Origin of the sequence: Roseomonas sp. HF4 (assembly GCF_005222755.1) — a bacterium.
In the GTDB taxonomy this organism is placed as follows: domain Bacteria; phylum Pseudomonadota; class Alphaproteobacteria; order Acetobacterales; family Acetobacteraceae; genus Neoroseomonas.
In genome coordinates, this window is sequence record NZ_STGD01000001.1 from 215,641 (window position 1) to 233,103 (window position 17,463).

General features: G+C 71.6%; 15 protein-coding genes. 2 read left to right on the forward strand and 13 right to left on the reverse strand.

What is annotated here, in order from left to right; translation table 11 throughout:
* The 10 genes from E8M80_RS01020 to E8M80_RS01065 all read right to left on the reverse strand — a co-directional run bounded on the left by E8M80_RS01020 (position 1) and on the right by E8M80_RS01065 (position 11,291).
* A complete protein-coding gene (locus E8M80_RS01020) occupies positions 1 to 702 on the reverse strand; it encodes an ABC transporter ATP-binding protein (protein ID WP_137123783.1) in 702 nt (233 codons plus the stop codon).
* Positions 695 to 1,462 (reverse strand): ABC transporter ATP-binding protein, encoded by a 768-nt coding sequence (locus tag E8M80_RS01025; protein WP_137123784.1) that lies wholly within the window; start codon positions 1,460 to 1,462, stop codon positions 695 to 697. The genes E8M80_RS01020 and E8M80_RS01025 overlap by 8 nt, the downstream gene beginning before the upstream one ends.
* Positions 1,459 to 2,406: a branched-chain amino acid ABC transporter permease gene (locus tag E8M80_RS01030; RefSeq protein WP_137123785.1), complete on the reverse strand. Its 948-nt coding sequence runs from the start codon at positions 2,404 to 2,406 to the stop codon at positions 1,459 to 1,461. The genes E8M80_RS01025 and E8M80_RS01030 overlap by 4 nt, the downstream gene beginning before the upstream one ends.
* A complete protein-coding gene (locus tag E8M80_RS01035) occupies positions 2,403 to 3,245 on the reverse strand; it encodes a branched-chain amino acid ABC transporter permease (protein ID WP_137123786.1) in 843 nt (280 codons plus the stop codon). Before E8M80_RS01035 ends, E8M80_RS01030 begins: the two co-directional genes overlap by 4 nt.
* Before the next feature lie 36 nt (positions 3,246 to 3,281).
* Positions 3,282 to 4,493 (reverse strand): ABC transporter substrate-binding protein, encoded by a 1,212-nt coding sequence (locus E8M80_RS01040; protein WP_137123787.1) that lies wholly within the window; start codon positions 4,491 to 4,493, stop codon positions 3,282 to 3,284.
* Positions 4,494 to 4,587: 94 nt separating this feature from the next.
* On the reverse strand, positions 4,588 to 6,774 hold the full coding sequence (locus E8M80_RS01045) for a glycosyltransferase family 1 protein (protein WP_137123788.1): 2,187 nt from the start codon (positions 6,772 to 6,774) through the stop codon (positions 4,588 to 4,590).
* 155 nt (positions 6,775 to 6,929) lie between these two features.
* Positions 6,930 to 8,276: a glycosyltransferase family 1 protein gene (locus E8M80_RS01050; protein ID WP_137123789.1), complete on the reverse strand. Its 1,347-nt coding sequence runs from the start codon at positions 8,274 to 8,276 to the stop codon at positions 6,930 to 6,932.
* Positions 8,277 to 8,393: 117 nt separating this feature from the next.
* Positions 8,394 to 9,713: a TRAP transporter large permease gene (locus E8M80_RS01055; RefSeq protein WP_137123790.1), complete on the reverse strand. Its 1,320-nt coding sequence runs from the start codon at positions 9,711 to 9,713 to the stop codon at positions 8,394 to 8,396.
* Positions 9,713 to 10,222, reverse strand: coding sequence for a TRAP transporter small permease (locus tag E8M80_RS01060; RefSeq protein WP_137123791.1), 510 nt, complete (start codon positions 10,220 to 10,222; stop codon positions 9,713 to 9,715). Before E8M80_RS01060 ends, E8M80_RS01055 begins: the two co-directional genes overlap by 1 nt.
* Positions 10,223 to 10,286: 64 nt before the next feature.
* Complete coding sequence (locus E8M80_RS01065) at positions 10,287 to 11,291, reverse strand: TRAP transporter substrate-binding protein (RefSeq protein WP_137123792.1); 1,005 nt, start codon at positions 11,289 to 11,291, stop codon at positions 10,287 to 10,289.
* Between the two features lie 154 nt (positions 11,292 to 11,445).
* On the opposite strand from E8M80_RS01065, the gene E8M80_RS01070 reads away from it, so the two are divergent.
* Positions 11,446 to 12,189 carry an SDR family NAD(P)-dependent oxidoreductase gene (locus E8M80_RS01070; protein WP_137123793.1) on the forward strand — a complete coding sequence of 248 codons (744 nt, stop codon included), beginning with the start codon at positions 11,446 to 11,448 and terminating at the stop codon, positions 12,187 to 12,189.
* Here the strand turns inward: E8M80_RS01070 and E8M80_RS01075 are convergent.
* Positions 12,183 to 13,427: an alpha/beta fold hydrolase gene (locus E8M80_RS01075; protein ID WP_137123794.1), complete on the reverse strand. Its 1,245-nt coding sequence runs from the start codon at positions 13,425 to 13,427 to the stop codon at positions 12,183 to 12,185. The two genes, E8M80_RS01070 and E8M80_RS01075, sit on opposite strands and share 7 nt — an antisense overlap.
* 128 nt (positions 13,428 to 13,555) lie before the next feature.
* Here E8M80_RS01075 and E8M80_RS01080 point away from each other — a divergent pair, with 128 nt between their 5' ends.
* Positions 13,556 to 14,314, forward strand: a complete 759-nt coding sequence (locus E8M80_RS01080; protein WP_137123795.1) for an SDR family oxidoreductase — start codon at positions 13,556 to 13,558, stop codon at positions 14,312 to 14,314.
* A 219-nt stretch (positions 14,315 to 14,533) separates the two neighbouring features.
* On the opposite strand, the gene E8M80_RS01085 is transcribed toward E8M80_RS01080, so the two are convergent.
* Positions 14,534 to 14,878 (reverse strand): hypothetical protein, encoded by a 345-nt coding sequence (locus tag E8M80_RS01085; RefSeq protein ID WP_137123796.1) that lies wholly within the window; start codon positions 14,876 to 14,878, stop codon positions 14,534 to 14,536.
* Positions 14,879 to 15,038: 160 nt separating this feature from the next.
* Entirely contained in the window at positions 15,039 to 17,456 is a 2,418-nt protein-coding gene (locus E8M80_RS01090; RefSeq protein WP_137123797.1) for a YbcC family protein, read from the reverse strand.
* Between the last annotated feature and the right edge of the window lie 7 nt (positions 17,457 to 17,463).

The window sequence follows — 17,463 nt, forward strand, 5'->3', positions numbered from 1 at the left end:
CTACAATCCGAGATAGGCGCGCTGCAGATGCGGGTCGGCGCGGACCTCGGCCGCCGTGCCGCCCAGCGCGAAGGCGCCGTTCTCCAGCACATGCGCCTCGTCCGCGACCTCGAGGCTCTGCGCGACGTTCTGCTCGACCAGCATGATCGCGAGCCCGTCGGCGTGCAGCCGGCGGATCAGCGCAAACATCTCCTCGACCAGCAGCGGCGACAGGCCGAGGGAGGGCTCGTCCAGGATCAGCAGCCGCGGCTCGGCCATCAGGCCGCGGCCGATCGCCAGCATCTGCTGCTCCCCGCCCGAGAGCGTGCCGGCCAGTTGCCGCATCCGCTCGCGCAGCCGCGGGAAGGTGGCGAAGACGCGTTCGATGTTGCGCGCGCGGTTCCCCTGCGCGCGGCGATAGGCGCCAAGGTCGAGGTTCTCCCGCACGCTCAGGTTCGGGAATATCTTGCGACCTTCGGGCACATGCACCAGCCCCGCGGCCGCGATGGCGGGCGGCGCCAGGCCGTCGATCCGCCGGCCTTCGAAGGTGATGGTGCCGGCGCGCGGCGGCACGAGGCCGCTGATCGCCATGTTGAGCGTGGTCTTGCCCGCGCCGTTGGCGCCGAGCACCGCCACGATGCGCCCCGCGGGCACCGTGAGGTCCACGCCGCGCAGCACGGTGGCGAGGCCGTATCCGGCCTCGAGGCCGCGGATCTCAAGCATCGGCTGCCCCCTGGAGGCGTCGCGCCGCGCCCTTGCCGAGATAGGCCTCGACCACCTCGGGCGCCGCCACCACCTCGGCCGGCGTGCCGGAGGCGATGATGCGGCCCTGCGCCAGCACATGGACGCGGTCGCAGAGGTTCATCACCGCCTGCATCACGTGCTCGATCATCAGCACCGTGACGCCCGAGGCGCGGATGGCCTGCACCACGGGCACGATGTCGCGCACCTCCGAGGGGTTGAGCCCGGCCAGCACCTCGTCCAGCAACAGCAGCTTCGGGCGCGTGGCCAGCGCGCGCGCCACCTCGAGCCGCTTTCGCCCGGCGACGGTCAGCGCTGCGGCCGGCTTGTCGAGCTGTTCGGTCAGCCCGACCCGCGCAGCGACCTCCTCGGCGGCGGCCAGCGCCTCGGCGCGCTTCGCGGTGCGGAGGAAGGCGCCGACCGCGATGTTCTCCCGCACGGACAGCCCCGCGAAGGGCTGCACGATCTGGAAGGTGCGTGCGAGACCCATGCGTGCCAGATCGTGCGGCCGGCGGCCGGTGATCTCCTCGCCTTCCAGCATCACGATGCCGGCGGTGGGTTTCTCGAAGCCCGCCACCACGGCAAACAGCGTCGTCTTGCCCGCGCCGTTCGGGCCGATCAGGCCGGTGATCGAGCCCTCGGCCACGTCGAGCGTCGCGTCGTCCACCGCGACCAGCCCGCCGAAGCGCTTGGTCACGCCGCGCACGGCCAGGAAGGCGGGATCGGGGCCGGTGCCGGTCATCGCCGCCGCCAGGCGCGCAGCAGGCCGGGGATGTCCCGCGGCGGGTAGCGCACCACCAGGATCAGCACGATGCCGAAGACCACTAGGTCGATCCCCGGGATGCTGCCGGCGACGGTCTTTGTCGCCTCGGCCAGGCCATGCAGGATGACGGCGCCCAGCACCGGGCCGAACACCGTCCCCGCCCCGCCCACGATCGGCGCCAGCAGGGCTTCCACCGAGATCCAGGTGCCATAGGCGATCTGCGCATCGAGGTAGAGGAAGTACTGCGCGTAGAGCCCGCCCGCCGCCCCGGTCATGCCGGCCGACAGCGTGATGGCGCGCAGCTTCACCGCGAGGATGTCGACGCCCAGCGCCTGCGCCGCCGCCTCGTTCTCCCGGACCGCCACCAGTTGCGCGCCGAGGCGCGAGCGTTCCAGCGCCAGCGTGGCCAGCAGCGCGAGCACGACCAGCGCCAGCGCCACCCAGAGGAAGGTGCTGCGCTCGGCGAACTGGAAATTCAGCGGGTCGGCCCGCAGGCGGATAAGAATGCCGGCCGCGCCGCCCGTGATCTCGGCGGCATTGGCCAGCACGCGGAAGACCTCGGCGAAGGCCAGCGTCACCAGCGCGAAATAGGACCCCTTGAGGCCCGAGCGGAAGGCGAGCGCGCCGATCGCGAGCCCGACCAGCGCCGCGAGCCCGATGCCCGCCGCGAAGGCCGGCCAGGCATTCATGCCGAAGCGCACCTGCAGGATGGCGGTCAGGTAGGCGCCGGTGCCGAAGAAGGCCGCGTGCCCGAAGGAATACTGCCCGCCATAGCCGCCGAGGATGTTCCAGCCCTGCGCGGCCAGCGCGATGATCAGGGTGAAGACCATGAAGTTCAGCACGACGTTGCTGGTGACCAGCAGCGGCGCCAGCGCCACCAGCGCCGCGAAGCCCAGGATCGGCAGGACGTCGCGGACACTCATGCGCGCGCCCCGAACAGCCCCGTGGGTCGCACCAGCAGCACCAGGATGAAGATGAGGAAGATGCCGATCTGCCCCAGGCTGTCGCCGAGATAGAGGCCGGACAGGCTTTCCACCACGCCGATGACCAGTCCGCCCAGCAGCGCGCCGACCACGCTGCCCATGCCGCCCAGCACCACGATGGTGAAGGCGACCAGCACGAAGGCATTGCCGACGCGCGGGGAGACGTAGAAGGACGGCAGCAGCAGCGCCGCCGCGATGGCGAGGCACGCCGTGCCGATGCCGAAGGTGACCGCGTAGATGTGCGCGACGTCGATGCCGACCAGGGCCGCGCCGGTGCGCTCCTTGGCCACCGCGCGGATCGCCTTGCCGGTCGCGGTCCGCGTCATCAGCAGGAACAGCGCGAGGCCGACCAGGATGGTCGCGCCGAAGCCCACGATGCGCGGGTAGGACAGCAGCGCCGGGCCGAACTCCACCACCTCCATCGCGTAGGGCACGTCGATGCTGCGCGTGTCGGACCGGAAGACGGCGAGCATCAGGTTCTCGATGATGATGGACAGTCCGAGCGTCACCAGCAGGATGTTCTCGTCCTTGCCCCGGCTGGCCGGCCCGATCACCAGGCGCTGCACGGCGTAGCCGAGGCCGAAGAACAGCCCGGCCAGCGGCAGCGCCGCGACATAGGGGTCGATGCCTAGGGCATCGCGCGCCACGTAGGCGGCGTACATCGCCATGGTCAGCAGCGCGCCATGGGCGAAGTTGATGATGTGGAGCACGCCGTAGACCAGCGTGAGGCCAAGGGCCACCAGCCCGTAGACGGCCCCGGTCAGGAGGCCGTTCAGCACGGCCTCCAGGATGATCTCAGGCGGGAAGCCCACGGGTCAGCCGGTGACGGGGAAGACCGGCTGCGCGTCGGCGAAGTCGCGCGGGAAAATCACCTTGATGTCGCCGTTCTGCACCTGGGTGTTGACCGGCTGGCCCGCCTGGTTCTGGCCGTTGACGAAGCGCGTCGGGCCATAGGGCATGATGTGCTTCGTGAAGGCCCCGTCGGTCGCGGCCAGCGCCGTGATCAGCGCGGCGCGGTCGGCGCGGCCGGCGCGTTCGATCGCGTCCGCCACCAGCATCACCGCCGAGTAGTTGAGCGGCGTGTTGTAGAGCCAGAAGCGGTTCTGCGCCTCGACCTGGCGGCGGAGCTCCGCGGTCCTGGGCTTGCGCGGGTCGGCCCAGTGGTTGCAGTCCATGACCAGGTTCGCCGCATCGGGGAATTCCCGCACGAAGCGGAAGTTCGACGCCGCGCCGTTCAGCACGCAGTAGATCCCCTTCGGCCGGATGCGCTGCTGCTGCATGGTGCGGCTGAGCAGCACGAATTCCGCGTAGTAGGAGGACGGGATCACGAGATCCGGCCGCAGCGCACGGATGCGCAGCGCGACGTTGTTCATGTCGCGCGCCGGCGTCGGGTGCGCGATGGTCTCCAGCACCTCGAAGCCGCGCTTCGGCAGTTCCGCATTCAGCAGCCGCGCCATGCCCGAGCCGAACAGCCCGTCCTCATGCACGATGACGACGGTACGCGCCGGCTTCCCGGCGCCGTCGTTCAGCGCGACCAGGTTGTCGAGCGCGGTCTGCGTGACCACGCCGAAGCCCGGGCCGAAACGGAAGGTGTTGGCGAGTCCGCGGGAGACGATCTGGTCCGACACGCCGACATCGACGACATAGGGCAGGTCGTAGCGCGACGCGGCCTGCGACGCGGCGAGGCAGATCGGGCTCGCGAAGCCGCCGACGACGGCCAGCACGCCCTCGGCCTGCATCTTCTCGACCTCGGCGACGCCGCCTTCGGGGTTCGACCGCGCGTCGCCGAACACCATCTCGATGCGCGCGCCACCCAGCGCCCGCAGGCCGCCGGAAGCATTGATCTCGGCGATCGCGAGCTCGGCGCCGAGGCGGCCGTATTCGCCGTCCTGCGACAGCGCGCCCGTCACGGGCTGCAGGATGCCGAGCTTCACCGCCGGCGCCTGCGCGCGCGGCAGGCCGGGCGCGGCCAGCACGCCCGCGGCGCCGAGCATCAGGCTGCGGCGGGCAACTTCGAGTCTTGCCATCGTTCTGCTCCCTGCGGGCCCGGCCGCCAACCGGGCCAGGCGCAAGCGGCCTTTGTCGCGCTTCGCCCGCCGCGGTGCAAGCAGGCGCCGCGGATCAGTCCGCCGCAAAGACCCGGTAGGCGTGGCGTTCCAGGAAATCGAGACGCGCGGCGAGGTCGTCGGGACGGCACAGCATGACGGCCGTCAGGCCGAGGCCCACGCGGCGCGCATCCGGCTTGCGGCGCGTGCCGATGCCCGCACCCGCGCCGCCGTCGATCTCGACCACCACCTCCCCGCCCGGCGCCGCGACGTCGAGGACGCAGGTGAAGCGGGACCCCGCTTCCGCCTCCAGCTTCAGGAAGGCGGGCGGCGTGCTGCCGGCGCCATGGGCGCGCAGCCCGATGCGCACCTCCTGCCCCGGCGCGACGCAGCCGAGATAGAGGCGCAGCGGCCCCTGCCCCGCGGCGTCGGGGACAGTGAGGCGCAGCCGCGCCAGCCCCGGCCGCGTCCAGACGCCCCAGGGTTCGAGCGGATGCCAGTTCAGCCCGTCCCGCACCATCTCGGCCACGGCCTTCGCGCGGCTTGCCTCCCCGCCGCCGATCAGGCGGAGCGGGTAGGTGGTGCCGAGCGCCAGCGCCAGGCGCGGCGCGGCCAGGGGCGCGGCGGACCGGCTCGCCTCGCGCATCATCTGGTCGGCGATCTCGGCCCAGCTCCGCAGCTGCGCGGCTGCGGGGATGGCGGCCTCGCGCCGCGTGCGCTCGGCGGTATCGAAGATCAGCGTCTCGAGCTTTGCGACCAGGTCGGGGCCGTTGCCGGGCTCAAAATAGACCGCGGCCTCCCCGCCCGCCTCGGTCAGCGCGGTGTTGCGCGCGACCAGCGGCAGGCGGCCGAAGGACAGGCTCTCCGTCACCGGCAGGCCCCAGCCCTCGTAGTGGCTGTTGGCGACGGTGAACATCGCGCCGCGATAGAGCGCGGCCAGCGCGGTATCCGCCACGCCATGCGCGATCGAGACCTTTTCCTGCAAGGCGGGGGAATTGCGCCAGAGCGTCGTCGCCGCCTCGGCCAGCCAGCCCGGCTTGCCGATGCAGACGAGGCGCGGCACGCGCGCCGCGCCGTGCCGGCGGATCAATGTGAGCCAGGCCTCGAACAGCATGAGGTGGTTCTTGCGGCTTTCGATCGTGCCGACGCAAAGGACGAAGGGTTCGTTCGGCTGCGGCAGGTCGGGGCGCGGCGGCCAGGTGTCGGCCGCCATGCCGCCCAGTTCGCGCTTGAGGTCGGCATCGAGCCGGACCACCGCGACCGGCAGCTCCGCACCCGGCAGCATCGCCGCCGCGATCCGCCGCGCATCGGCGGCCGACCATTCCGAATTGGCCAGCGCATGGTCCGCCGTCGCGGCCATGGAGGAGAACCACTGCGCGAATTCCCCGACCAGCGCGGGCGCGCAGTGCTCGGGCGTCATCAGCGGGATGCAGTCGTGGATCATCGGCATGTAGCGGACGCCCGAATACCGGGCGACGTGCCGCACATGCAGGAAATAGTCCTTGATCCACCACGACGTGCCGAGGTTGAGGAGGCTGGCCCCCGTCGCGAAGGCGAAGTCCGGGCCGGCGGCCAGCGCGCGGCGGAGCGCGGCCAGCGCGTCCTGCCACTCGGGCGCCGCGGCGTCCCCGCCGCTGCGCGACAGGCGCCAGAGCGCGAGGAAGACGTCGCGCGGGATCTCGCGCCAGGCGCGGGCGGCGGGCTCGAAGGCGACGGCCGCGGCCACCACGCCCTCCACCGGGTCGAGCAGCGCCCGGGCGGTGACGTTCAGCTGCACGCGCTGGATGCCGGTCGGCGTGCGGTTGTCGGCCAGGTAGGCGACGAGGTCCGAGCTGTCGAAGACGACCTGCACGGCCTGGCCCGGGGCGCGCGGGCGCCGCGCGAGCGGCGTGGCGAGACGCGACAGCGCCGCCGATTCGCGCGCCGCTTCCTCGAGCGTCGGGTCGATTTCGAGCGCGCGGGCATAGGCGCGCCAAGCCTGCTCGGCGTCGCCGGCCATCTTCAGCGCGTGGCCGAGCTGGATCTGGACATCGGCGTTGTTGGGCGCGAGCGCCTCGGCCGCGCGGTAGGCGACCAGCGCGGCGGCGGGGTCCCCCGCCTCCTTCAGGCAATGGCCGAGCTGCACCTGCGCGCGCCAGTCCCCGGGCCGCATCTCGAGATGCGCCCGGTAGGCGACGGCCGCCGCGTCCCACATGCGCTGGTCGCGGAGCCGGTCCGCCTGGCGCAGCCTGTCCTCCGCGCCGCCCTGTCCCTCGAGGTCCATCTCTCGCCCTGCCCCTGCGTCAAAGACCGTTTGAGAAGTCCTGCACCGGCCCGCTCCCCCACCCATCCAGGATACTGCCGTTGGGTGGCCGGGTGGGGGGGCGGGCCGGTGCAGGACTCCAGAATGCGCCGATGGGCGCATTCTCGAACGGTCCCTCAGCCCCAGTCTACGCCAACCCGGGCGTAGGTGTCGCGCAGGCGCGCCTGGTAGCGTTCCGGCGTGAAGAGCGACGCCTGGCCCGGCCCCGCCTGTGCGAGGCGCCCGCGCAGGTCGGCATCCCGGTCGAGGCTGCGGATCGCCTCGACCATCGCGCGCACGTCGTAGGGGTCGATCTTGATCGCGGCATCGCCCACCACCTCCGGCATCGAGGAGGTGTTGGACGTCATCACCGGCGTGCCGAGCAGCATCGCCTCCAGCGCCGGCAGGCCGAAGCCTTCATAGAGGGAGGGGAACAGCACCGACTTGGCGCCGCGGATCAGGCTGACCAGCAGGGGAAAGGGCGCGTAGTCGATGTGCTTCACGCGGTGGCGCGTCTCGGTCACGCCATTGCGCGTGAGCAGGAAGCGGACATGGTCGTTGTCGGACAGCAGGCGCAGTTCCTGCCGCGACTTCCAGGCCTTCTTGCCGAGGATCACGAGGGGGTCCTCGACGCCGGAGGCGAGATAGGCCTCGATCAGCCGGCCCACGTTCTTCTTGGGCTCGATCGCGCCGAAGAACAGGAAGTAGCGCTGGTAGCCGAGGCCGAAGGTGCCCTCGATCTCGGCCTTCACGTCGGCGATCGGCTTGTTTGCGTAGCGGTCCGGGATCTCGACCGCCTGGTAGGTGTTGCTCACGCGCTCCTCCGGGATGCCGAGGAGGCTGACGATGTCGCGCTTGGATGCCTCGCTGACCGTCACGATGTGGTCCGCCCGGCGGGTGAGCTGGCGGGTCAGGCGGAAATAGGCGCGCTTGTTGTCGAGCGTGGTGTAGGGCAGGCGCAGCGGCACCAGGTCGTGCATGGTGTAGATGTTGCGCGCGCCGCGCACCTTGAGCGCGAGCGGATAGGTCCAGTGCATCACCTGCGGCGGGCTGCGGAAATGCACGTTCAGCCGGTTGCGGTACAGGCTGAAGTGCAGGCGCTGCGCGTCGAACAGGTTCTGCACGTTCCAGACATGGTCGAAATGCGGCAGGCGGGACCGGTAGGTCTCGCGGATGACGCGGCCGGTGATCGGCACCTGGGTCGCGATCTCGCCGAAGGGGGTGCTGAGCGTCCGGCGGAGCAGGTGCAGCGCCTGCATGAACTTGGACGGCCGGCCGACCCGCGGGTCGAAGAAGGCGATCTCCCGAATCAGGGGGTTCATGCTGATGGTCGAGGATTTCGTGCCGTAGAGCACGCCGACCTCGGCGCCGAGGTCGCGCAGGCCGAAGGACAGGTTTCGCGCATAGGTTGCAACCCCGGTCCCCTGTTCAAGAGAGAGGTTGTAGCCGTCGATATAGATTCGCGGCTCGCGCCTGGCGGGCATGCGGGCTTTTCCGTCCTGGCCCGAAGGTGGGCGACGCCGGCGGCGCCGGCCGCCGGTCTCCTCTCAATATAACGTCAAGGTTGATAAGGCACCAATAGCGCGGCCCGGGCGATGCCCTCAGTCGAGGAATTCCGGCGAGACGAGGCGCGGCAGGAACAGCACGATCTCGGGCCAGACGATGACCAGCATCAGCACGCCGAACATCGGCAGCAGCATGATGATCGTGTCCTTCAGCGCATCCGCCATGCGCATGCCCGCGACGTGGCACGCGATCATGAGGCAGAGCCCGTAGGGCGGCGTGACCAGCCCGAAGGCCAGGCTCACGATGCCGATCATGGCAAAGTGCACCGGGTCGATGCCGACGCCGACCGTCAGCGGCTGCAGGATGGACCCCACGATGATGATGGCCGGGATGGCGTCGAGGAAGCAGCCCACCACGAGGAAGACCGCGGCCACGAAGAACCCCGTCGCGATCCGCCCCATGCCCCAGGCCGAGACGCCCTCCAGGATCGCCTGCGGGATCTGGTAGTAGGCGAGCAGCCAGCCGAAGCAGGACGCGGTGCCGACGCAGAACAGCGTGACCGCGGCGAGCCGCCCGGTCTCGTTCAGCGCGCCCCAGAGCTCCTTCAGCCCCATCTCCCGGTACACGAACAACGAGAGCGTGCCGGCGTAGAGCACGGCGATGCAGGCGCTCTCGGTCGCGGTGAACCAGCCGAAGACCTTGCCGCCGATGATGATGACCGGCGTCATGAGCGCGGGCAGTGCGACGAAGGCGGCGACGAAGGCCTCCCGGAGCCCGGACCGCGGATAGGTCGGGTAGCCGCGCGCCTTCGCGTAGGCGTGCACGGTTCCCATCTGGACGGCCGCGATCAGCAGGCCCGGCACGACGCCCGCCAGGAACAGCGCGCCGATCGAGACCGTGAGCACGCCGCCCCAGACGATCATCAGGATCGAGGGCGGGATGATCACCGCCAGCACCGCCGAGACCGCCGTGATCGCGACCGAGAAGCTGTCGTCGTAGCCTTCCTTGCGCTGCGCCTCGATGAAGATCTTGGACTGCGAGGCGGCGTCCGCGGTCGAACTGCCCGAGATGCCCGCGAAGAAGAACGACAGCACGACGTTGATCTGCGCGAGCCCGCCCGGGAAATGCCCGACCAGCGCGCGCGACAGCCGCACCAGGCGGTCCGTGATGCCGCCCACGTTCATCAGGTTGGCCGTCAGCAGGAAGAAGGGCACCGCCAGCAGGATGAAGGAATTGTAGGCGTTGAAGGTCTCCTGCATCAGCGTCATGGCGCCGAGGCGGGGCTCCAGCATCAGCACCGGCACGCAGGCGAGGCCGAGCGCCACCGCGACCGGGATGCGCAGCGCCAGCAGCGTGAAGAAGACCCCGAACAGGATCCAGGCTGCCTGCCCCGAGGCGAGCGTGTTGCCGCCCATCAGCCCTGCTCCCCGCGCATCAGGACGCGCATGTCGTCGACCAGCCTTTCGCCCGCGAACAGGATCCAGGAGAAGCCGAGCACGGGCCAGGCCAGATGGATGAGCCAGAGCGGCAGTTCCGCCAGTTCGCTGATGCGGAACCAGGCGAAGTCCACGAACTCGATCCCGAACCACAGGAAGACCGCGCCGAAGAGCAGGCCGAAGAGCCCCGATACGATGCCCATCGCTGCCTTGGGGCGCCCGGTCAGCTCGGGCCAGAGGTCGACGATGAAGTGGATGCCGTCGCGCTGCCCGACGATCGCGCCGATCATGATGGTCCAGACCAGCAGGAAGCGCGCCATCTCCTCCGTCCAGATGTAGTGCGGCAGCAGGTCCGTCTGCCGCGAGAAGACCTGCATCGCGACGGGGAAGACCAGGATCAGGACGGAGACGGCCAGCAGGACGGAAAGCGCGCGCGCATAGATGTCGGCGGCCTTCCGCACCAGGCCGCGGGGGCTGGTCGGGGGCATGGAGTGCTCCGATGCGAAGGAAGGCGGCCGGCCCGGGGCGGCGTGGCCCCGGGCCGGCGCGGGATCACGAGGAGAGCGCGTTGATGCGGGCGTAGATTTCCTCGGCGCCCACCTCGCGCGCATAGGCGGCCATGACCGGGTCCACCGCGCTCTTGAGCGCCGCGCGTTCGGTGAACTCGATGCGGCGGAGCCGCCCGGCGGTCTCGAGCGCCTGCAGCTTCTGGCCGTCCTCGCCGCTCTCGGCCTGGCGGCCGAAGGTCGCGGCTTCCTTGCCCGCGCGCTTCACCGCCTCCTGCAGCGCCGCCGGCAGGCGGGCCATGGTCTGGCTCGCGAAGCAGAGCGGGCGGATCGTGATCGCGTGCTGCGTCATGATCAGGTTGGGCGCGACTTCATAGAAGCGCATCGCCTCGACGCCCGCGGCCTCGTTCTCGCCGGCCTCGATGACGTTGTTCTGGATGCCGTTGTAGACCTCGTTGTAGGCAATGACCGAGGGCGACATCCCCGCCGCCTGGAAGGTGCGCGACCAGATCGGCGCGCCCTGCACGCGGACCTTGAGGCCGCGCAGTTCCGCCATGTTGGTGATGCGCTTGTTGGCGAAGATGTTGCGCACGCCGCCGCCGGCATAGCCGATCAGCGCCACGCGCGCGCGGCGCTCGATCTCCTGCGCCACGGGGGCGAACAGGTCCTGGTCGAGCACCTGGTTCCAGTGCGCGAGGTCGCGGAACAGGAAGGGCGCGTCGACGAAGGGCGCGGCGCGGCTGAAGGTCGACATGTGGGCGGGGGAGACGATGGCGTAGTCCACCGCGCCGCGACCGGCCGACATATACTCGAAATACTGCTTCTCGAGGCCGAGGGTGCTGTTCTTGTGCAGCACGAAGTTCACCGGGCCGGCGGTGTAGTAGCGCTTCACCAGTTCCTCGAACCGCACCAGGGCGCGGGTGAAGACATGGTCGTCGTTGAACTGCGACGCGCCGTTCAGCGTGATCGCGGCCTGCGCGCGCGCGACATGCGGGCTGGCAAGCAGCGCCGCGCCGGCGGCGGCACCGCCCAGCAATTGCCTACGGTTCATGGATCGCCTTCTCCCTTTTCCGATGCCGGCTTGGCGCCGGCTGTGGCGCGACTATAGGGGCGGAAGCGTCGGCATGGGAACCGTGCGGTTACCACCCCCCCTTCCCGCGCCCGCGCCGACGGCGGAGACTGCCGACCGCAACGGAGGGAACCGCATGAATCGCCTCGACCTCGAAGGCCGCGTCGCGATCGTCACGGGTGCCGCGCGCGGCATCGGGCTTGCCATCGCGCGGCGCGCGGTCGCCTCGGGCGCCGCGGTCGCGGTGTGGGACATGGACGCCGCCGCGGCCGCCGAGGCCGCCGCGGCGCTTGGCCGCGCGTCGGCCCATGTGCTCGACCTGACCGACGAGGGCGCCGTCGCCGGCGCGCTGGCAGCCACGCTGGCAGCCCATGGCCGCGTCGACATCCTGGTGAACAACGCCGGCATCACCGGCGGCAACGCGCCGTCCTGGGAATTGCCGGTCGCCGAATGGAGGCGCGTGGTCGAGGTGAACCTGGTCGCGCCCTACCTCGTGTGCCGCGCGGTGGTACCGGCGATGATCGCGACGGGCTACGGGCGCGTCGTGAACATCGCCTCGATCGCGGGCAAGGAGGGCAACCCGAATGCCTCCCACTACAGTGCGTCGAAGGCGGGGCTGATCGGCTTCACGAAGTCGCTCGGCAAGGAACTGGCGAAGACCGGCGTGCTCGCCAACTGCATCACGCCGGCGGCCGCCGAGACCGACATCTTCCGCCAGATGACACCCGAGCAGGTCGCCTGGATGCGATCCAAGATCCCGATGGACCGCTTCGTGACGGTGGACGAGATCGCCGCCATGGCCTGCTGGCTGGCCAGCGAGGAATGCTCCTTCTCGACCGGCGGCGTCTTCGACATCTCGGGCGGTCGCGCGGTCTACTGAACCTCGGCCAGGATCGGCAGCAGGTATTCCGCGAACAGCGGCGGGTTCTCGGTGAAGGGGAAGTGGCCGATCCCCTCCATCCGCGTGAAGCGGGCGCCCTTGATCCTCGCAGCCGTCGCCTCGCTCATCTCGGCCGTGCAGGAATAGTCGTACTCGCCGGTCAGCATGAACAGCGGGCAGCGCGCGGTGTCGATCCGGTGCACGCGGTCGCGCGCGTCCCACTCGCCGGAATAGAAGCCGATGTCGCGGTCGAAGGTGGCGTAGCCGCCCTGGGAATACTGCCACCAGATGGCGGCGGCGCACTCCGCCGGGGATTGCGGCGCCATCAGCCCATGGATCCATTCGGGCACGAAGATCGCCTGGTTGATGCGCGGGTCGTCCGCCCAGGGGCTGCGCCGCCCGGGGACGTGGTCGCAGGCCTCGCAGGCGATGATGGCCGAGAAGGCCTCCGGATGGCGCAGCGCGACCTCGAGGCAGATTTCGCCGGACATCGACGCGCCGAGCAGCACGGGCCGATCGAGCCCCGCCGCCTTCACGACGCCCATGATGATCTCGACGTAGCGGTCCGTCGTCAGGCGCCAGGACCCCGGCGCCTCGGCCGGCGGCGGGCTCTTGCCGTGCCAGGGCATGTCGAAGGCGGTGATGCGCCAGTCCTTCGTGATGCGCGCATCGGCCATCAGGCCGTGCGCCTGGCGGTTGTCGGCGCCGGCTGTGTGCAGGACCAGCAGGTCCCTGCCCTGCCCGGCCTGCTCGGCGTAGATGCGCCAGTCGCGCCCATCCGCCGCGACATCGAGGTAGCGGCCGGTCGGGTCGGCAGCCGGCATCGCGGGCAGCGCCGGGCGCGGGAAGGCCGGCACGGGCCCGTTGCCCCGCAGCACCAGCCAGCGGCCGATCTCGAGCACGCGGCGCGCCAGGTGGCAGTGCCGCAGGAAGGCGATCTCGTCCCCCGTCACGGCGAAGCCCGGCACGCGGTGGCGCATGGCGAAGATCGCGTGGTGGTGGCGCGGCGGGATGGGCAGCAGGTGCTTCGCCCAGATCTCCGGCGACGCCTCGAGCGCGAAGGCGGCTTCGCCCGCCGCCTCGCCGAAGGCGAATTCGGCGCGGGCATCGCCGCTGACGACCGCGAAGCGGATGGCCGCGCCGCGGCGCCATTCGCCCAGCACCGCATCCCCGGCGCAGGCCGCCTGCCAGCGGGCGACGAAGCCGTCCCATGCGCCGCCCTCGGGCCAGCCTGCCATGCGTTCCTCCGTGCCTTGTTCGGGCAGGAGGATGTCAGCGGCCCGCGGGCCCGGCAACCGGCGTTGCCAGCCCCCGCCCGCCCGCGCACATTGCCCGCCGTCCGGCACCAGCCAATGAGGAAACGCCCATGAGCACGTCCCCCAAGATCGCCGTCGTCACCGGTGCCGGCACGGGCGTTGGCCGCGCCGCCGCGCTCGCCCTGCTGGGCGGCGGCTGGTCGGTCGTGCTGACCGGGCGGCGCAAGGAACCGCTGGAGGAGACCATCGCGATGGCTGGCGACGCCGCGCCGCGCGCCATGGCGGTCCCCGCCGACGTCGCCGATCCGGCCTCGGTCGATGCGCTGTTCGCGGCGGTGAAGGCGAAGTTCGGCCGGCTCGACATGCTGTTCAACAATGCCGGCCAGAACGTCCCCGGCATGCCCTTCGAGGACCTGACGCATGCCGACTGGTCGCGCGTGGTGGCGGTGAACCTGACGGGGTCGTTCCTCTGCGCGCAGGCCGCCTTCCGCATCATGAAGGACCAGACGCCGCAGGGCGGTCGGATCATCAACAACGGCTCGATCAGCGCGCATACGCCGCGACCCGACAGCGCGCCCTACACCGCCACCAAGCACGCCATCACGGGGCTGACCAAGTCGCTGATGCTCGACGGGCGCAAGTACGACATCTGCGCCGGGCAGATCGACATCGGCAACGCCGCGACGCCGATGACCGCGCGCATGGCCAAGGGCGTGAAGCAGGCGGACGGCAGCACGGCGGTCGAGCCGACGATGGACGTGAACCATGTCGGCCAGGCGATCCTGCACATGGCGAACCTGCCGCTCGAATCGAACATCCTGACCATGACGATCAAGGCCACGAAGATGCCGTTCGAAGGGCGCGGCTGAACCCAGGCCGGGGGCGGAGGACCTCCGCCGCAGTTCGGCGTGCGTCGACCCGGCCACAGGCCGGCAGGGCAGCGGGGGGTGGATGGCATCGCGGGGAGCGTCGCCCGCCCCGCCCGTCCTCGCGGTCGCCCCGTTGCCGTGGGGGGGGCGTGGATCGCTATGCGCCCTGCATGAGCAGGGTTTTCGCTTCGCACCGCCACCCTGGGCCCGGCGCCGATGCTACCCGGCCAGGGGCACGACCTTGCCGGCCAGCCGGCCCAGGTCGTTGTGCGCGAGTTCGATGCCCTGCAGCGTCGTTCGCGTGACGCAGCAGTCGCGGACGACGGCCTCGCCCCCATACAGGACCAGCCGCACCCGGTCGCCCGGCCGCAGGCCCGCGACGCCGCCGACCACCGCATGCGTCGCCGACAGCATCCGCAGGACGCCATCGCGCCGGCGCCAGCCGATCAGGACCGAGCAGGGCTCGTCGAAGCTGTAGTGAAGGAAGGGATCCGCCGCGGTGCTCGCCGTGGCAAGCCCGGCATCGGCCGGTTGCAGCGCCGCCTGGGCGGGCATCGTGGTCATGCGTGGGGCCTCCTGCCGCCAGGGCGCATCGATCGCGCCACGCGCCATCATGCGCCGCGCCGGTTAACGGAGCGTTGCGTTCCGACCGCGGCCTCGGCCCTTCCGCGGGCCGGCGAGGCATGGCGCTCCGGGCGGCGGACGCGCGGCGCCGCCCGCGACGTCACGCCGCGAGGGCCGGGCTCTGCGCCGCGTCCGCCACGTCCTCCCAGCGCAGGTCGCCGGCGTAGCGATGCGCCAGGCGCCCTTCCGCGTCGATCGCGAAGAGATGCAGCCACCGCTTGTCGAACAGCGCCCGCACGCCCTCGTGCCGCGCGAGGATGTCCGTCATCGCCTCGCGCGGCGCCTCGATGCAGACGGTCAGGCGGAGCGGGTCGTGGACCAGCCGCTCGCCGTCATGCACCGACTGCCAGGGCAGGCCAGCGCGCATCGGGCCGCCGTTGCCCTCCAGCACGCCGATGCCGCCCACCACGTTGTGCAGCAGCTTGTTGCCGGACCCGAAGGCCTCCGGCGCGACGGCCGAGCCGTAGTATTGCAGGCTGATCCAGCTCGCGACGACGACCGGCGCGGTCATGATCAGCTCGAGCACGCCGAAGCCGCCCGCGTCGTCCTGCACCCAGTCGTAGTCGTGCAGGAAGGCGCGCCCCTCGAGGCTGCGCCCCGCCGTCCGCCGGCGCGGCGCCGCGATGAAGGCCTTGCAGCCCGCGAGGCCCCATTCGGGCCTGACCTCCGCCCAGTCGCGCGCGCGCCGCGCGATGTCGCCCGCCCCCGATGCCCGCGGCAGGCGCAGCGCGCGCTCGCCCTGCGCCACCACGCCCGCCGCCGCGAGCCAGGCGCGCGCCCGCGCGATGTCGGGCGCATGGCCGGGTGCGGGCGCGTCCTCGGCATAAAGGCTCACCGCATCCGTCGTCGTGTCGTGCAGCGCCGCCACGAACAGCGTGTCCTCCGGCACGGCGATGCCGCGCGCCAGGAGGCCCGCCCGCACCTCGGCGTCGTTCAGCAGCGCCGCGAGCAGCCGCGCGTTCACCTCGCCCGAATAGCCGCCGCAGGCGCCGCAATGGAGGCCGCTCGCATGCGGGTTGTTCACGACGTTCGCGCCATGGCCGGCCAGCAGCACCAGCCGCGCGAAGCCCTCGGTCAGCGACATCGCGCGCAGCACCGTCTCGGCCGCGCCGATGCGCGCCGCGGGGTCGAGCGCCGGGTCGAAGCGCGGCGCCGGGTCGTCCCGCGCCGGCATCCGGGCCAGGCCGAGCGCATCGCGCAGCAATTTTCCCGCATAGACCGGCCCCATCGCCTCGACGAAGGCGAAGGAGGAGACGGCGGCCAGCCGGAACCGCCCCCAGGCGCGCCGTGCGCGGGCCGCGTAGCGCGCGGCGAGGTCGGCCCGCGCGCTGCCCGCATCGCCGGAACGGGTCGATGCGGTCGGGTTCAGCAGCACGGGCAGGCGCAGTTCCTCGACGTCCGAGGCGAAGCGCCGGTGCCGCGCCGAGACGCCGAAGAACCCCGCGAAGCCGAGCGTACGGATCGACGGGTCGAGCGATTCCAGCGCGCGGCGGAACACCTCCGAGCGGACATCGATGCAGAAGGCGGCCTGCAGCGCCGGGCGGGTATCGGCCGGGGCGGGCGCCGGCGTCGCCAGCGTCCGGGCCAGCTCCCGCTGCGCGGCGCGCTCGGCCGCTTCCTGCAGGATGGCATCGACGAGTTCGGCCTCGCCTGGCGCCACCGGCGCTTCGTGGCAGCTGCGCGCCTCGGTCCAGGCGACGCCGATCGCCGCCTCGTGCCGCAGGAACAGAGCTTCCTCCCAGAGCAGCCGGATCGCGAGGAGATCGGCGATGGTCGTGTCCGTGCCGCCCGCCAGTTCGGCGCGCCAGAGCCGGTAGCGCGCGTATTGCGCCCAGCCGCCGAGCGAGAACAGCAGCCGGTGGAAGTAGTCCGCGGCCGCTGCGGGGCCGAGGCCGAGCCGGCTGGCGGCCCGCGCGATGGCCTCGCGCGGATCCGCGGGCGCATCGGCCACGAAGGCGGCGAAGCCCGTGAGGCCCATGATCTCGGGCGTCAGGTCGTGCGTCGCATGGGCGCGGAAGGCCGCCCAGGCGCGCCGGTCGCGCGGCGCGGCCCAGAGCGCCTGGCCCTCGTCGAAATACCCGGCCGCCCAGGCGCCGATGCGTTCGTCGACCAGGCCCGGCCAGTCCATGCCCGTGGCCCGCGCGGCGAGGTCGGCGACCGTCGGCACCGCCGCCGACGCCGGCCGCTCCCGCGCGGCCGCGGCCTTCAGCGCGCGGACATCGGCCGGCCTGCCCGCATGCGGGCAGGCGGCGAGCGCGCCGGCGAGGTCGGCCTGAGTGATCTCGCCCGAGGCGATGCGCCCGAGATACCAGCCGCGCGGCATCGCGACCGGCACGCCGCCGATGCGCCCGAGCCGCGCCCCCGCCTCGGCCAGCGTCTCCTCCGCCTGGCCGAGGAACGGGTTCACAGCGACATGGGACGCGAGCGGCCAGAGCGGCGGGATGCGGCGGGAGGCAGCGTCCACGGCGGCGTCCAGGCCCGTGAGCGGGGCCGACTGCAGGATGGCGTCGATCGTCATGGTCGCG

What these genes read in the sequence shown, in the direction of transcription:
- E8M80_RS01020 (WP_137123783.1), bottom strand. Translation starts at nt 702, where the DNA reads ATGCTTGAGATCCGCGGCCTCGAGGCCGGATACGGCCTCGCCACCGTG.
- E8M80_RS01025 (WP_137123784.1), bottom strand. Translation starts at nt 1,462, where the DNA reads ATGACCGGCACCGGCCCCGATCCCGCCTTCCTGGCCGTGCGCGGCGTG.
- E8M80_RS01030 (WP_137123785.1), bottom strand. Translation starts at nt 2,406, where the DNA reads ATGAGTGTCCGCGACGTCCTGCCGATCCTGGGCTTCGCGGCGCTGGTG.
- E8M80_RS01040 (WP_137123787.1), bottom strand. Translation starts at nt 4,493, where the DNA reads ATGGCAAGACTCGAAGTTGCCCGCCGCAGCCTGATGCTCGGCGCCGCG.
- E8M80_RS01045 (WP_137123788.1), bottom strand. Translation starts at nt 6,774, where the DNA reads ATGGACCTCGAGGGACAGGGCGGCGCGGAGGACAGGCTGCGCCAGGCG.
- E8M80_RS01050 (WP_137123789.1), bottom strand. Translation starts at nt 8,276, where the DNA reads ATGCCCGCCAGGCGCGAGCCGCGAATCTATATCGACGGCTACAACCTC.
- E8M80_RS01055 (WP_137123790.1), bottom strand. Translation starts at nt 9,713, where the DNA reads ATGGGCGGCAACACGCTCGCCTCGGGGCAGGCAGCCTGGATCCTGTTC.
- E8M80_RS01060 (WP_137123791.1), bottom strand. Translation starts at nt 10,222, where the DNA reads ATGCCCCCGACCAGCCCCCGCGGCCTGGTGCGGAAGGCCGCCGACATC.
- E8M80_RS01065 (WP_137123792.1), bottom strand. Translation starts at nt 11,291, where the DNA reads ATGAACCGTAGGCAATTGCTGGGCGGTGCCGCCGCCGGCGCGGCGCTG.
- E8M80_RS01070 (WP_137123793.1), top strand. Translation starts at nt 11,446, where the DNA reads ATGAATCGCCTCGACCTCGAAGGCCGCGTCGCGATCGTCACGGGTGCC.
- E8M80_RS01075 (WP_137123794.1), bottom strand. Translation starts at nt 13,427, where the DNA reads ATGGCAGGCTGGCCCGAGGGCGGCGCATGGGACGGCTTCGTCGCCCGC.
- E8M80_RS01080 (WP_137123795.1), top strand. Translation starts at nt 13,556, where the DNA reads ATGAGCACGTCCCCCAAGATCGCCGTCGTCACCGGTGCCGGCACGGGC.
- E8M80_RS01085 (WP_137123796.1), bottom strand. Translation starts at nt 14,878, where the DNA reads ATGACCACGATGCCCGCCCAGGCGGCGCTGCAACCGGCCGATGCCGGG.
- E8M80_RS01090 (WP_137123797.1), bottom strand. Translation starts at nt 17,456, where the DNA reads ATGACGATCGACGCCATCCTGCAGTCGGCCCCGCTCACGGGCCTGGAC.